Here is a 13164-nt window from a genome sequence, read left to right on the forward strand (position 1 = left end):
TATCTAATAAATCATCATTCAAACGTAAAAGAAAATAGTTACCAAAAGAGACGCCTAAACAATGGCGTCTCCTTTTTTATTGGGTAACAAATTCATCTACATTCCCATTATATCTAATCCAATTTCTTATCACTAAATCATAACTATCTATTACTATGAGATTTTCATCTGGTTGTTCTTGTGTAATGAAGTCCATTAAATTATCTTCATGTTTTGTTTTAATTAATATTTTTAAAATGCAACTACGTTTTTTACTTGCATGAATTAAATTGCCCAATGCTTCTTCAAATGTTTCATCTGGTTTTTGAATTTTAACTGGAACAGGTTTTTCTTGGTAATGTTCACGCAAAAATCCATCAATTCCTTTGTTTCTTTGAACTGGAAGAGCATTTAGGCTATTAAGTATTGCCATTTCTGTTTCATCTTTGTTTAGATACTCTTTTTCACCTTTTTCCAATAAATAAGACTTCGTTTTTATTGGATTGTTCAATCGTTCTTTTGTAAGTTCGATTGCATCTTCTAAAACATCAATGCCGATATAATTCCTATTTAATAAATCAGCCGCTACTAATGTTGTTCCACTACCGCAAAAAGGATCTAAAACGGTATCTCCTTCATCAGTTGCAATTTTGATTATTTGTTCCAATAATAAAATAGGTTTTTGAGTTGGATAACCAGTTCTTTCTTTCGCTTTTGGGTTTAAGAATGGTATATTCCAAACATCTGATAAAGGAACTCCTTTTTTCTCTTTACCCAAAACAACTTGTCCATTTTCATCCACTTTATATTTGGATTTTGCATTTTCATCTCTAACACGTTCTTGCAATATTTGGTCTAAATTAGTTGTTGGTGAGTAATCGGTATAAATCGTATTAAATTTGAATGATTTAGATTTACTATAAAAATATATATTTTGATGGTTATTCAATAGACCTTTTTTAGAATTAGACCACCTTTTATAAGTCCATATGATTTCACTTTGGAAATTATCCATTCCGAAAACATCATCCAATGCTACCCTTAAATAATGGGAAGCAGATTTATCACAATGTAAAAAGATAGAACCAGTTTTTTTCAAAACTCTATGGCATTCTTGCAGCCTGTCCTTCATAAATTGAATATAATCCGAAATTGAATCCCAACTATCATCAAATGAATATTCTTTAGAATTATCTCGTGTTTTCAATGTTTGTTTTCTTTGTGTAAAAAACGGTGGGTCTAAATAAATTAGGTCAACACTTTTTTCTGGTATATTCTTAAGTTGTTCTAAACAGTCGCCTAATAATACTGCCATTTATTAATAATTCCTCCTTATTTCGTGTTTTCATCAGCTATCTTTGTAAGGATACCTTTTAAATCTACCCCTGTAGTATTTTTAACATATTCCCATGCGGAATCTCCATAGAAATAATGCCCGTCTACTCCCTCATATAATGTTTCCAATGTTTGTTGGATTTTAATAGCTTGTGCTCTATTTGGATAATAAAACATAACACGAATAGGAACATAACCAGCATCTTTAATAACTTTAATTCTGGTATGTTCTTTAGTGATATGGTCTCCGTCAGTTGTTGCGTCTCTCCATTTGATTTCATGAGCATTGTTATCTACTAAACAATCAATTTCAAAAGTTTTTGGTCTTTGCCCACGAGTATTTGGTATTCTTACCTTTTGTGCTTTTTCTCCAAATTTATGGACAAAACACATGATAGCCGCTTCTTCGAGAAATGAACCAGCATATTTGTAAAGGAAACGTCCTTTGTTTTGATAAATATCTATTAATTCCCCTTCTTCAAGGGTAACTTTTAACACTCGATAAATTAGATAATGGGAATTATCATCTTCTTTCATTTCTTCCACACGTTCTAATACTTTTTCATTTAATTGTTTTGCATATTTATCCGCCAAAACTCTGATTTCCTGCTCGATTGATGTAGACACAATTTTTCCCCCAATACATTATACTTATTTTATTTTACTACACAAACTGGAAAATTGACATGGCGGAAAAATATACACCTAATCGAAGTAACTATAGTTTCTTTAACGGTCGATTAAAATACTTTTATTTTATTGTTGATACATCATTCTTTTAATAGTTTCTTAAAGTAGTTAAGATATTGCAGTCTTTTAGATACTAAAAAAGGCACTCATCCAATTTTGGAAGAGTGCTTTATTTTTTATAACCCAGCAAATGCTGTCCGAATTGTTTTAAATAATGTTGGTATGACATAAATTCCAATAAATCCAATGATTGAATGTTTTATTTTTTCCTTACCAATTGGTTGACCTATCATTATTTCAATTAAACCCCAAGATGCTACAATGATTGATACTGGAAACGCTATATCTTGTATCAAAGTTAATATAGGCATAATTGCATCTCCAACGGTAGCTGAAGTTTCAATAGATGTTTGGGCAAATGTTGGTTTTGATACATTCATTAGTCCAGTTGCTAATGAAATAGGAATTAGCCTTTTGCCCACTTTTTCGATTTTCTCCAATTTTTCATCAATCATATAAACAGGAATTTCTACCATTTCAGGTTGCTGAATGACTTCTCCATTAATTTTTACAATCATCAATCAATCACTCCTCATATTGTTTGAACATACAATAAACGAGGACAATTTTAGAATGATAGAGTGGAAAAAAGTTAGTTCGCTCGACAAAATTTTGGAGTATAAGATACTGAAAAATGGATTTTTTATCTTTTATTAACGGTAATATTATGTAATAATGAAAATGTAATCAAGAATGTTATTTCCAAAGTCTAATTTATATACCCAATCCCCCTTTATTCTTCCGCCTTCAATGGCGGATTAATTTTTAGTTATACGGCATTGAATGAAGCAATATAATTTAATTGTATGATGTTTTAATACATCATCAATCACTCCATAAGGTCCCGAATAAATCGGGATCTTTTTTATTTTCCCTTAATTTATTTCAATAGTTTTGTATATTATATGTGAGCCTACAATGTTTCTCCTTTTGAAAAATCACGAATGCCAATATTGGTGTTCGTGATTTTTTATTTATATTGCCCAAATCTGTTACAAAACTTAATAGATTTCGTATATCATCAATATCTGTTCAGATTCTTAACAGAATGAAGGACAAATAAAAAAGCGAGGCGTACTTGCCCCGCTAAAAATGTCTATATTTCCGTTCAAATAATTTTTACATAGTAAAAATTTATGCACGAAAGCACGATTTTATGCTTGTTTACATGAAATTTTTTAGATTTTTCGTGTTCTTGTGGCACTACCCGTTCCTTTATTATCCCAGCGCTCGTTCGTGTGGCACTTTCTGATTGAATTTCGTGGCACTTCCCAATTTTAAACTAATTTCGATGGCACTACCCGTTTGACGACTAATTAAATGCTCGTAGTTGTTTCCGCAACCACGAGCACCCATAAAGACGAGGATATTAGATATGAAAACAGTTGTTTTCCGATGATAGGGTAACAACCAGACCCTCATGGTTATTATCATGGATTAAATTAGCAATTTCAAGATAAAGTACCACTTTTTCTTTTTCGTAAATATCGGAAAACAGTTGGTTTAGATAATCCAGTTGCTGTCATTATTTCTTTAATAGTGTATTGTTTGCTATCGTATAATTTGAACAACAATTCCACTTTGTCTTTTTCGGCTGGCTTTCTCCCAACTTTCACTCCACGCCTTTTGGCGGCTTCAAGCCCTTCCTTTGTACGTTGAACAATTAAATCTCTTTCAAATTCTGCCAATCCTGAAAATATAGTAAACATCAATTTTCCTTGTGGTGTTGTAGTATCTAACCAAGTTTCTTTCAAACTTTTAAGGTCTGCTCCACGTTCTTTTATCTCATTCACGATTGTAATTAAATCATTAGTGCTCCTACCAAGTCGTGTTAAATCGCTTATAATCACAACATCACCTTCTCTTAGAATATTCAACAACTTATCCAATTCCGGTCGGTTTCGTTTTGTACCTGTTATTTTTTCAAGGAAGATCCTTTCACAACCCGCTTCGTTCAAAGCATCTAATTGACGTTCCAGCTTTTGTTCTTCAGTACTTACTCGAGCATATCCTATTTTCATTTAAAATACCTCCCGTTAGAAATTCATAGCTTTGTCATAGTTCGTTTTTTTATGTTGTTTGATAGTTTTATATTGATTGATGAAGAAAACGGCGTAGCAAACGAGCTACACCGTTACTAATGTTATTCAATGACAACTACAACAAAGTTCACGAGGTTATCTGTGTATTCGTTTGGATCATTGTTAATGTAATTTGATTTCAACCACCCAGCACGGTCGTCTGAGTTCATGTAATAAAATAATTTATCAAATACTTCCATCTGTTCTTCGTTGAAATTGCCTAATACATAAGTTTCCAAATAATCATCTTGGGTATAAAACATAACTTCAGCTTCTTCTGATATGTTTCCATTTACAATTTCAAAAGCAATCGTGTCCAAAACATCATATAAATTAGATGCCAAAATATCTGCATGGTGTTTTTCGTATTCTTTTAGATTATTCATGATTTCAACTGATAGATTTTCCATCTTGTCGTATTGTTCTGGAACATCAAAACATGACCTCCAACCGTATTGGTCTTCCAATCGTTTTTTCTCAACCATTAAAGATAAAATATGTTTCATTGTGATTTCCTCCCGTTTTCATTGTGAATGGTTGAGCATAATTACCCAACCATATCAGCAAATGTTATTGGATTTTCTAATTGTGCTTCCAATCCTTCATGGAACCCTGGGTCTTCAAATAAATCTTCCATGATTTCGTATTCTCCGCTAATAATGAGGTAATCAATGAATTTAATTAATTCTTTATCCATTGATAGTTTCGTAGCCGCTTCGATTGAATAACCATAATCCAGTAGCAATGAGAATAATTTGTTCATGTTATCGTCCTCCTGTTTTAATAGATTAATATGGAAAAGCGAGCAATTAGCCCGCCTTTTTGATTTCCAATAATGTTTGTTTTGCACGTTGCATATCTTCGTCTAAAATACCAATTTCAGTTAATGCCTTTTTCAATGATGTTGTATTAACCGCCATTTTCTTTTCACCAGTTGCCCAAACTTTTGCGCCACGTTTGACTAATCTTAGGCAGTTGTTTTTGTCAGCGAAAAAGTGGAGGCTGACAGAATATCCATTGTAAGTAAATGAAACAATTTTGATTTCGCCATGTTTTTTATGAACATCATCTTCCACAGTTACATTATCGAATGGGAAAGGTTCCATTTCAGCTTCAGCTTCATTTTGTTCTTCGTTGTTAGTTTCGTCAGCATTTGATTTTTCGTTTTCAACGTGTTTTACTTCATCATCATTTTTAACTTCGTTAGTATCGTCAGTATTTGTTTCTGGTGATGTTTTTTCGATTGTTTCAACAGCATTTTCTTCAATTACAGGTTCTTCTGCGATAATTTCATAATTTTTGCGGATTGAGTCGAGTTTGATTTCCTTTTGGGTAGTTTCGTTGAAAGCAGTTTTGTTTTCGTTGTCCACAATGATAGTGATTTCCTTTTTGTTTTTGGCATTTTTAGATACCACAGTTAATTTTGTTTTCATCATTTTAAATCATCTCCCATTTAGTTTTATTATCAGGTAATATTATCGGTTGAGTTCATAATAAGACGCCATGAAATTGGTCTCAAGGTTAAAAACGGGAATTTTTGGAGATTTCTAAAAGGTTTGTTTATATCATTATGAAACTAATAAATGAGAAACTATTTTCTGATACTAAAAGAACATTAATTTCACGTCTTACCCATTATGTATTTGATTTAGTTCCTTTATTGTTCGATTTTGAAACTAACAAAAAAGACGGATGTTTTATCCGCCTTCATTATAAGAAACCATTATGACTGGGCCATTAATCAATAATGGTATTAAAAAGCATTTCCCTTTTCAATTTTATCCTTCGGCAATGGTTTTTCCCAAGACCGAGTTCGTGGATTGTATTTTCCAACGTGTAGTTGGTGTTTCAACTGTAATGAATGGTTACCTTTGAGTGATTTCATTTTATTAAGCGTTTGGTGGTTATTCATTGAAATAACACCGCCTTAATAATAATTTTTTGGTGCATTTTCATCTTCTTCCTTGTTTGGATCCCAATCGAGAAAACTGTGCTTTCCATTAATTTTTTGGGAAGTTCGTTCCCCGTGAACATCTGTAAAATCACGTCCTGCTACAAAGTCTTCATCTTCCTCTTTTTCAACAACTTCTGGAAGTCCGAGGCGGTCATCTAATGATTGATAGATTTGTGTTTCTTGGTTGAACTTTTCAATGCTGGCTTTTCGTTGTTCGAAAAGGTCATCAAATACGCCACCTTCATTTGATTGTTTTTGTGATTTTACGATTGATTGAGATTGATTTAATCCATGAGCTTTTTCAACTCGTGCAATTCTTTGCTCCAATGGTTTAATAGCATCTTCCAATAACTTTTGTAATTGTTTAATATCCATTTGTAATTCCTCCTTTGATTTGGTCATTAAAAATTTTCGTTTGTTGGCTGGTCGGTCAACATATGATATAAAATCAATGTCTGCATTTTTCAACTCTCTCGGCAATTTATTCACCTCCTTTTGAAGACTTTAATTGTGCCAATTCCTTTTCAATTTTTTCTAATCGTTCAAAATATGGTTTTAGTGTTTTCACGATAATATCAACGAGCATCTCTTTTTGTGCCATTTTCATTCTCCTTCCGCTTTTTGTTTTTACGTTTTCTTGGTTTTAACATTTGCTTCCGTGTTTTTCGTGGCATTGAAATAATACCTCCTAAATGATTACATGATTTATATTAAACACCATTTATGGTGATATTTTCATAGAGTTGGGGTCTTAGAGGGGTCTAAAACATACAATTTTGGCTGATTTACCATTCATCAAAAGGGTCTGTTAACGGTTTAACTGTAAGATTGATGTTGTTTTGTCGTGCTAAATAACGTGCTTCATGTAAATTGGACGCTTTTTCAATGATTTCCTTATATTTTTCAAAGCCCTTAAATGCAGTTACCAATCCTAATTCAGCATTGTTTTCATCTTCAAATGATTGAGTATTTACATTCCATTCAGATGGAGAATAAGCAAATACTGATACATTAATTGGATTTTCTTCAATGGTTGCACGTTCAATCCGCTTTAGTTTTCGTTCAAATGATAATAATGATTTCAAACTCATATGCTACAGCCCCCGTTCTCGTAGGTATTCCTCGATTTCCATTAATTTACGTTCGTACTCATAGATTTTCTTATCCATTTCCATTTGCTCCTTGAATTGTTTCCACTCATCATCATGCTTAAAGGCAGTTAATAACGTATTGCATAAATAAATGATTGCCTTAATTTTAGATATATTCTTTTCCTTTCCAGTAGCTAAATCGTTGTAAGTTCGTGTTAATACTTTTTTTACATCATCTCTGGACATAATTTTTATACTTCGTTTATATTCCATCTTTATAGGCACCTCCCCTTACATAATTCTTTGATTTACCAACGGTTAGACGTGGTTTTTTGTTGTCGTATCATGAGATTTAATTGGCATCTTCAATTACCTTTCTTCGTATCTTTCGTGCTGTTGCATATGAAATATTGTATTTTTGAGATATTTGTCGAATGGATAATCCATATTGTTTTACATCAATTAATATTTTATGGCCTATTTGTTCAGCTAAATTTGGATGTTTTGATTTTGATTGTTCTTGTTTCAATCCTTCATGGATTGCATTTAATTGGTTGGCTTTCCGTTCCGCTTCATGTAGTGAATTATAATATCCATGATGTTGTCGGTATCTTACTTGGTCAATTTGATAGACTCGGTATATTTCCCATTTATGATTATGATTGTTCATTTTTATTTCAAACTTTGGCATTTGTTACCACCCGCTTTAATTGTTTGAATATGGTTGTAACGCTTTTCGTGCTAATCGAGCGATTTCAGCTGCTTCTTGTTTATCATCATAATAACCAAAATAATATCTTCTTTTATTTCGTGATACATGAACTGCCCATTTCTTACGTTTTTCAAACCAACGAACTCCTCTTATTTCCGTTTTACTGTTATTTTGGGCGTTTTTCCTGTTTTGTTGGTTTTGTGAATGAGTTGCTATTCGTAAATTGGATTTTTTATTGTTCAATGTATCATGATTAATATGATCTACTTGATAACCTTTTGGACAATTTATGATAAATCGGTGTACTCGTTCATGCTTGTTGTTTTGTCCTTTTATTGTTCCTACAGCATAAAAATTTCCTTCTCGATATACCGCAACGCTAATGGAACTGTACCGTTCAACAATTCTTTTTAAATCGTTTTTATCAATCATGATGTTATACCAATGTTCTTTATCTCGGCTGGTTGCTTCTATTACTACGGTATCTTCATCAAAATAAGATAATCGGTTTTTAAAGCCATCAATGTTGAACCAACTCATGATGATTTCACCTCGCTTTTTTTACATACTTACTAACTGTTGAACGAGCAATTCCATATTTTTCAGCGATTTCTTTTGGTGGAACATTTTCATTTGCTAAACGTTGAATTTCTTCAATTAGTTCTTTGGTTAATTTTGTTTTTCTTTCAGGTTCGCTCTCACATTTTGATACGTATTCCAATACTTGCTCATGTTCTTTTGAAGCTAATTCAACTACTTTTAAAATGGATATATTGCAATTTGTTTGGAGTTTTTCGATATCTTCATAGGTTTTATATGGACCTAATAAATAAGGTTTTAATTCACCGTTTTTCATTCGTGATGTAAGAACAATATATTTACCATGATTTTTGATAATTGTTTCTATATCGTCCCAAGTTGGAAATGTTTTTTTATTGTCCATATAACATCACCCATTTACCATTTTTTCAACTTCACGTTTTTCTTCCGCTTCACGTTTTGCTTCTTCTTCCAATGCTTTAAATAAGTTTTTTAATGATGTTTGAGTCATTGATTTCCAATAGCTTACTGGATAATGCTTTCGTGGATCTCGTTTTTTTCGCATTGTTTTAACCGCTCCTTTCATTGTTAATTGAATGAAATAAGGGAAATGGTCTTATATAAGTCATGGTCATTATATCAACCCACCATGCCAGAACAAGGTTTTTAACGGAATATTCTGAATTTATTTCATATGATGTTACATTGATATTTGATAGGTTACATATTTGATTGCCCAAAACTATTAAAAACGTGCTAAGTGTTGTTCCTATCACGTTTTTAATAGACTTTGTTATGTATCAATTCTTTTGTTTTGTTACATAAACAAAAAACACCCATTTATTTTGGGTGCTTATATTTCCAACGCTAATAAAACTCTGCATAATTGAGTAAATAACAGCTTTAGCTAAAATTGCAGTATTTCGTTTCTAACGTGTTCTAAATCATTTAATGATGTTTTCTATTCGTGCAATTAAGAAAACATTGTAGCATTTAAAATTTACATTTCTAAAAACGAATTTTTAAATTTAATTATGTATCATTTAGTTAAATCAATTTATTTTAATAAGCATTTAGTTTAACAAGCATCTATTGTGAAAAGCGAGTTATGATGGAAGAACAAAATACACCTACCTACCAGAAAATCATGAAGGGTTTTCATGGTGTTAATTTTGCAATTTGTGATTTTCTGGTAGGTAGGTAAGTGTATCGTGAAAAGCTGAGAATGATGTTTTTCACACCTTGTTTTACACTGGGTTTTCACCCACACCAACTTTTTACATTTCAGAACCGTCCAAAATGCGAGATTTGTTGGTGCTACCGTCCCCGTGAGGACCCGGTTCACCTTCCCTGACCGATTATGAGCGTCAGCCTCTAACAACTGCAACGGCAAACAAGGAAATCCGTATATTTGCAGTCTGTTGATTTTATGCAACGGCTCAACTCACCTACCAAGGTTATTTTTACAACGTATTGTTAGGCATTCCACGTTGGACAAATAAAAACGCCTTTCAACCCGTGCATTTCTCACCGTACCACGAGCTAAAAAGCGTTTTTATACCAACAGGAATGCTTGAAATCTGTTGAGTAACTTTGAATATGATTATATAATAACCATATAAACGCCGCATTGGTACTGTGGAAGGTGAGAATGCGGTTGAAACTCCGTTTCGTTATCAGTTGGCGCTGATAACATATGAAACGGGGTTTTTATTTGTCATTATTCAATTATGTTCCATTCATTTTTCTCAAGTATTATATAAGAACCATGATGGAACTCAACCTGATAATATTTTCTTTTTTGTATTTATAAATAATAAAAATGATTTCATTCGTTACTATCGTTAAGCATTTCAACGTAGCACGTTTTAAATTAATTTCGTGATGAAATACTATCAAACAAATTTAATTGCAATAGAACGTAAATACTCGTCATTGGTTATATACAAAAATAAAATATTTTTTAAATGAAATTAAAAATCTCATGGAATTTTGTATATAACATACGGGTGAGATTAAATGAATAAACAACGATATGAACATTTAAAGGAATACATTGATCTTTTAAATATTGATGTTGAACGTGGGTTAATTTTGAACAGGAAAGCATGGCTCACTAAAAATGGGTACTTATCAATCAAATTAAAATACAAAAGTTATCGGGTGCATGAGGTTATTTTAACAGCAGCTGGAGTTAATTTAATTGGGTTAACTGTCAATCATAAAAACGGTATTAAGACAGACAATCGAATAACTAATCTTGAAGCGATTACTCAAAAAGAAAATAATATTCATGCAATCAAAACTGGATTAAATTCGACTGAACATCTAAAAGGGCTTATTCCAAGAGCAAAATTAAATGAACATGATGTAAGACAAATTAAACAAATGTTATCCATGAAAAAACATACTCAAACGGAAATAGCAAAAATGTATGAGGTAGATGTATCAATCATAAGTAAAATTAAAAAGGGAAAGTTGTGGAAACACGTTGTTTAGAGGTTAGGAAAATGCGGGGAGTTTACGACTTTCAGAACTTGTAATAATATTATTAGGTAATAAAACTAAATCACGCATGATTACTTGTAAAAAATCTTTTAGAAAAAGAAAAACACTCCTAACAAAAAACTGTTAGAAGTGTTGATATAACAACGATTTCAGATACCGGTGGTCGGGGTCGAACCGACACTCCAGAAGGAACACGATTTTGAGTCGTGCGCGTCTGCCAATTCCGCCACACCGGCAAGTTTTTTTACGTCGTATCTAACCGACGAATATAAATATATCATGGATCTCATAATGTGTCAACGTATTTCAAAAAAGTTTTTTTGGAAATATAAAATAAAGAGTGTTAAGAGATTCTTTATCATCAATGTGTCATAACTTAGCCTGTTATGATAAATCAAAGCAATAAAAAAATGATCTACATAAGTAGATCATTTATAGATTAGTTATAATGATAAAACACAAACACCAATTCAACTTACCTTGTAAGTAAAATTGGTGCCGAGGGCCGGACTTGAACCGGCACGGTAGTCACCTACCGCAGGATTTTAAGTCCTGTGTGTCTGCCAATTCCACCACCCCGGCAATAAGAAGGCGACACCCGGATTCGAACCGGGGATAAAGGTTTTGCAGACCTCTGCCTTACCACTTGGCTATGCCGCCGTAATTGGAGCGGAAGACGGGATTCGAACCCGCGACCCCCACCTTGGCAAGGTGGTGTTCTACCACTGAACTACTTCCGCATTTTAAGGGACTTCATACATCATATGCAATTGATATAAAAAGTGAGACTGGGCTAGCTGGATTCGAACCAACGCATGACGGAGTCAAAGTCCGTTGCCTTACCGCTTGGCTATAGCCCAATGATAATATGGGGCGATTGATGGGAATCGAACCCACGAGTGCCAGAGCCACAATCTGGTGCGTTAACCACTTCGCCACAACCGCCATAATCTCAAGATGTCATAAATTTGGCAGGGGCAGTAGGAATCGAACCCACACCGGAGGTTTTGGAGACCTCTGTTCTACCGTTAAACTATGCCCCTATAAATGGTGGAGGGGGGCAGATTCGAACTGCCGAACCCTGAGGGAGCGGATTTACAGTCCGCCGCGTTTAGCCACTTCGCTACCCCTCCACATTAAATTTTGAAAAACAGTGCCGGCAAGAGGACTTGAACCCCCAACCTACTGATTACAAGTCAGTTGCTCTACCAATTGAGCTACACCGGCATAGGTGGTGGCTCGGGACGGAATCGAACCGCCGACACACGGATTTTCAGTCCGTTGCTCTACCAACTGAGCTACCGAGCCTAAGTATTTAAATGGCGGTCCGGACGGGACTCGAACCCGCGACCTCCTGCGTGACAGGCAGGCATTCTAACCAACTGAACTACCGGACCATTTTGAAATTTGGTTGCGGGGGCAGGATTTGAACCTGCGACCTTCGGGTTATGAGCCCGACGAGCTACCGAACTGCTCCACCCCGCGATAATAATGGTGGAGGATGACGGGCTCGAACCGCCGACCCTCTGCTTGTAAGGCAGATGCTCTCCCAGCTGAGCTAATCCTCCATCATATAATGACCCGTACGGGATTCGAACCCGTGTTACCGCCGTGAAAGGGCGGTGTCTTAACCGCTTGACCAACGGGCCCAGGACTTTCAATTGTAATTATGTATAAGTATCAGTGGCGGAGAGCAAGGGATTCGAACCCTTGAGACGGAGTTGACCGCCTACACGATTTCCAATCGTGCTCCTTCGACCACTCGGACAGCTCTCCAATAATGGCTCCGCAGGTAGGATTCGAACCTACGACCGATCGGTTAACAGCCGATAGCTCTACCACTGAGCTACTGCGGAATGAAGTCTGCCTGGCGATGTCCTACTCTCACAGGGGGAAACCCCCGACTACCATCGGCGCTGAAGAGCTTAACTTCCGTGTTCGGTATGGGAACGGGTGTGACCTCTTCGCCATCATCACCAGACAATTTCAGTGACATTTAACATTATACTATGTATTTTTGAGAAAATCAAGTGTTTTTTTGAAAAAATTATTCTCTCAAAACTAGATAACAGGTGTGACATCAATCAAAAATGTGGTTAAGTCCTCGATCGATTAGTATCTGTCAGCTCCATGTGTCGCCACACTTCCACCTCAGACCTATCAACCTGATCATCTTTCAGGGATCTTACTTCCTTGCGGAATGGGAAATCTCAT

The 13164-nt window shown here is 34.5% G+C and carries 15 protein-coding genes, 16 tRNA genes and 2 rRNA genes; 1 reads left to right on the plus strand and 32 read right to left on the minus strand.

What is annotated here, in order from left to right; all coding sequences use genetic code 11:
• Window positions 1-76 precede the first annotated feature (76 nt).
• The 14 genes from BLL41_RS21635 to BLL41_RS22865 form a co-directional block, all read right to left on the minus strand.
• Window positions 77-1294 carry a DNA-methyltransferase gene (locus BLL41_RS21635; protein WP_071579381.1) on the minus strand — a complete coding sequence of 406 codons (1218 nt, stop codon included), beginning with the start codon at window positions 1292-1294 and terminating at the stop codon, window positions 77-79.
• A gap of 17 nt (window positions 1295-1311) precedes the next feature.
• The gene (locus tag BLL41_RS21640; protein WP_083428097.1) at window positions 1312-1941 is read right to left on the minus strand and encodes an ApaLI family restriction endonuclease; all 630 of its coding nucleotides are present in this window, start codon (window positions 1939-1941) and stop codon (window positions 1312-1314) included.
• 239 nt (window positions 1942-2180) lie between these two features.
• Window positions 2181-2582 (minus strand): hypothetical protein, encoded by a 402-nt coding sequence (locus BLL41_RS21645; protein ID WP_071579382.1) that lies wholly within the window; start codon window positions 2580-2582, stop codon window positions 2181-2183.
• Window positions 2583-3515: 933 nt separating this feature from the next.
• The gene (locus tag BLL41_RS21650; RefSeq protein ID WP_071579383.1) at window positions 3516-4085 is read right to left on the minus strand and encodes a recombinase family protein; all 570 of its coding nucleotides are present in this window, start codon (window positions 4083-4085) and stop codon (window positions 3516-3518) included.
• A gap of 122 nt (window positions 4086-4207) precedes the next feature.
• The gene (locus BLL41_RS21655; RefSeq protein ID WP_071579384.1) at window positions 4208-4651 is read right to left on the minus strand and encodes a hypothetical protein; all 444 of its coding nucleotides are present in this window, start codon (window positions 4649-4651) and stop codon (window positions 4208-4210) included.
• A gap of 41 nt (window positions 4652-4692) precedes the next feature.
• Entirely contained in the window at window positions 4693-4908 is a 216-nt protein-coding gene (locus tag BLL41_RS21660) for a hypothetical protein (protein ID WP_071579385.1), read from the minus strand.
• A 46-nt stretch (window positions 4909-4954) separates the two neighbouring features.
• On the minus strand, window positions 4955-5581 hold the full coding sequence (locus tag BLL41_RS21665; RefSeq protein WP_071579386.1) for a hypothetical protein: 627 nt from the start codon (window positions 5579-5581) through the stop codon (window positions 4955-4957).
• Window positions 5582-6072: 491 nt separating this feature from the next.
• On the minus strand, window positions 6073-6579 hold the full coding sequence (locus BLL41_RS23195) for a hypothetical protein (RefSeq protein WP_071579387.1): 507 nt from the start codon (window positions 6577-6579) through the stop codon (window positions 6073-6075).
• Window positions 6580-6884: 305 nt separating this feature from the next.
• Window positions 6885-7190 (minus strand): hypothetical protein, encoded by a 306-nt coding sequence (locus BLL41_RS21675; protein WP_071579388.1) that lies wholly within the window; start codon window positions 7188-7190, stop codon window positions 6885-6887.
• 3 nt (window positions 7191-7193) lie between these two features.
• Window positions 7194-7463: a hypothetical protein gene (locus BLL41_RS21680; protein ID WP_071579389.1), complete on the minus strand. Its 270-nt coding sequence runs from the start codon at window positions 7461-7463 to the stop codon at window positions 7194-7196.
• Window positions 7464-7542: 79 nt separating this feature from the next.
• Entirely contained in the window at window positions 7543-7881 is a 339-nt protein-coding gene (locus BLL41_RS21685; RefSeq protein ID WP_071579390.1) for a hypothetical protein, read from the minus strand.
• A gap of 15 nt (window positions 7882-7896) precedes the next feature.
• Window positions 7897-8442: an HNH endonuclease gene (locus BLL41_RS21690; protein WP_071579391.1), complete on the minus strand. Its 546-nt coding sequence runs from the start codon at window positions 8440-8442 to the stop codon at window positions 7897-7899.
• Window positions 8443-8449: 7 nt separating this feature from the next.
• The gene (locus BLL41_RS21695; protein WP_071579392.1) at window positions 8450-8845 is read right to left on the minus strand and encodes a helix-turn-helix domain-containing protein; all 396 of its coding nucleotides are present in this window, start codon (window positions 8843-8845) and stop codon (window positions 8450-8452) included.
• A 6-nt stretch (window positions 8846-8851) separates the two neighbouring features.
• A complete protein-coding gene (locus BLL41_RS22865; RefSeq protein WP_177230649.1) occupies window positions 8852-9007 on the minus strand; it encodes a hypothetical protein in 156 nt (51 codons plus the stop codon).
• 1454 nt (window positions 9008-10461) lie between these two features.
• Here BLL41_RS22865 and BLL41_RS21700 point away from each other — a divergent pair.
• Window positions 10462-10941 (plus strand): HNH endonuclease, encoded by a 480-nt coding sequence (locus BLL41_RS21700; RefSeq protein WP_071579393.1) that lies wholly within the window; start codon window positions 10462-10464, stop codon window positions 10939-10941.
• A 163-nt stretch (window positions 10942-11104) separates the two neighbouring features.
• Here the strand turns inward: BLL41_RS21700 and BLL41_RS21705 are convergent.
• The 18 genes from BLL41_RS21705 to BLL41_RS21790 form a co-directional block, all read right to left on the minus strand.
• Window positions 11105-11186: transfer RNA gene (locus tag BLL41_RS21705), tRNA-Leu, on the minus strand.
• 257 nt (window positions 11187-11443) lie between these two features.
• Window positions 11444-11532 (minus strand) — tRNA-Leu (locus BLL41_RS21710).
• A gap of 7 nt (window positions 11533-11539) precedes the next feature.
• Window positions 11540-11610, minus strand: a tRNA-Cys gene (locus BLL41_RS21715).
• A gap of 5 nt (window positions 11611-11615) precedes the next feature.
• Window positions 11616-11690: transfer RNA gene (locus BLL41_RS21720), tRNA-Gly, on the minus strand.
• Between the two features lie 48 nt (window positions 11691-11738).
• A tRNA-Gln gene (locus BLL41_RS21725) sits at window positions 11739-11810 on the minus strand.
• A gap of 9 nt (window positions 11811-11819) precedes the next feature.
• Window positions 11820-11895 (minus strand) — tRNA-His (locus BLL41_RS21730).
• A gap of 24 nt (window positions 11896-11919) precedes the next feature.
• Window positions 11920-11993 (minus strand) — tRNA-Trp (locus BLL41_RS21735).
• Window positions 11994-11998: 5 nt separating this feature from the next.
• A tRNA-Tyr gene (locus BLL41_RS21740) sits at window positions 11999-12083 on the minus strand.
• A 21-nt stretch (window positions 12084-12104) separates the two neighbouring features.
• A tRNA-Thr gene (locus BLL41_RS21745) sits at window positions 12105-12177 on the minus strand.
• A gap of 5 nt (window positions 12178-12182) precedes the next feature.
• Window positions 12183-12258, minus strand: a tRNA-Phe gene (locus BLL41_RS21750).
• Window positions 12259-12270: 12 nt separating this feature from the next.
• Window positions 12271-12347 (minus strand) — tRNA-Asp (locus BLL41_RS21755).
• Between the two features lie 11 nt (window positions 12348-12358).
• Window positions 12359-12435 (minus strand) — tRNA-Met (locus BLL41_RS21760).
• Between the two features lie 7 nt (window positions 12436-12442).
• A tRNA-Val gene (locus BLL41_RS21765) sits at window positions 12443-12518 on the minus strand.
• A 9-nt stretch (window positions 12519-12527) separates the two neighbouring features.
• Window positions 12528-12599: transfer RNA gene (locus BLL41_RS21770), tRNA-Glu, on the minus strand.
• 35 nt (window positions 12600-12634) lie between these two features.
• Window positions 12635-12726: transfer RNA gene (locus BLL41_RS21775), tRNA-Ser, on the minus strand.
• 5 nt (window positions 12727-12731) lie between these two features.
• Window positions 12732-12806, minus strand: a tRNA-Asn gene (locus BLL41_RS21780).
• 9 nt (window positions 12807-12815) lie between these two features.
• Window positions 12816-12931: ribosomal RNA gene (rrf, locus tag BLL41_RS21785) — 5S ribosomal RNA — on the minus strand.
• Window positions 12932-13042: 111 nt separating this feature from the next.
• Window positions 13043-13164: ribosomal RNA gene (locus BLL41_RS21790) — 23S ribosomal RNA — on the minus strand; the annotation flags it as partial.

It is taken from the genome of Bacillus sp. FMQ74, from assembly GCF_001875785.1.
In the GTDB taxonomy this organism is placed as follows: domain Bacteria; phylum Bacillota; class Bacilli; order Bacillales; family Bacillaceae; genus Bacillus; species Bacillus stercoris.

Bases quoted from the DNA above. Each gene is read 5' to 3' on its own strand.
- BLL41_RS21655 (WP_071579384.1), bottom strand. From the start codon at position 4,651: ATGAAACATATTTTATCTTTAATGGTTGAGAAAAAACGATTGGAAGAC.
- BLL41_RS21650 (WP_071579383.1), bottom strand. From the start codon at position 4,085: ATGAAAATAGGATATGCTCGAGTAAGTACTGAAGAACAAAAGCTGGAA.
- BLL41_RS21675 (WP_071579388.1), bottom strand. From the start codon at position 7,190: ATGAGTTTGAAATCATTATTATCATTTGAACGAAAACTAAAGCGGATT.
- BLL41_RS21690 (WP_071579391.1), bottom strand. From the start codon at position 8,442: ATGAGTTGGTTCAACATTGATGGCTTTAAAAACCGATTATCTTATTTT.
- BLL41_RS21660 (WP_071579385.1), bottom strand. From the start codon at position 4,908: ATGAACAAATTATTCTCATTGCTACTGGATTATGGTTATTCAATCGAA.
- BLL41_RS22865 (WP_177230649.1), bottom strand. From the start codon at position 9,007: ATGCGAAAAAAACGAGATCCACGAAAGCATTATCCAGTAAGCTATTGG.
- BLL41_RS21665 (WP_071579386.1), bottom strand. From the start codon at position 5,581: ATGATGAAAACAAAATTAACTGTGGTATCTAAAAATGCCAAAAACAAA.
- BLL41_RS21695 (WP_071579392.1), bottom strand. From the start codon at position 8,845: ATGGACAATAAAAAAACATTTCCAACTTGGGACGATATAGAAACAATT.
- BLL41_RS21700 (WP_071579393.1), top strand. From the start codon at position 10,462: ATGAATAAACAACGATATGAACATTTAAAGGAATACATTGATCTTTTA.
- BLL41_RS21680 (WP_071579389.1), bottom strand. From the start codon at position 7,463: ATGGAATATAAACGAAGTATAAAAATTATGTCCAGAGATGATGTAAAA.
- BLL41_RS21685 (WP_071579390.1), bottom strand. From the start codon at position 7,881: ATGCCAAAGTTTGAAATAAAAATGAACAATCATAATCATAAATGGGAA.
- BLL41_RS21645 (WP_071579382.1), bottom strand. From the start codon at position 2,582: ATGATTGTAAAAATTAATGGAGAAGTCATTCAGCAACCTGAAATGGTA.
- BLL41_RS21635 (WP_071579381.1), bottom strand. From the start codon at position 1,294: ATGGCAGTATTATTAGGCGACTGTTTAGAACAACTTAAGAATATACCA.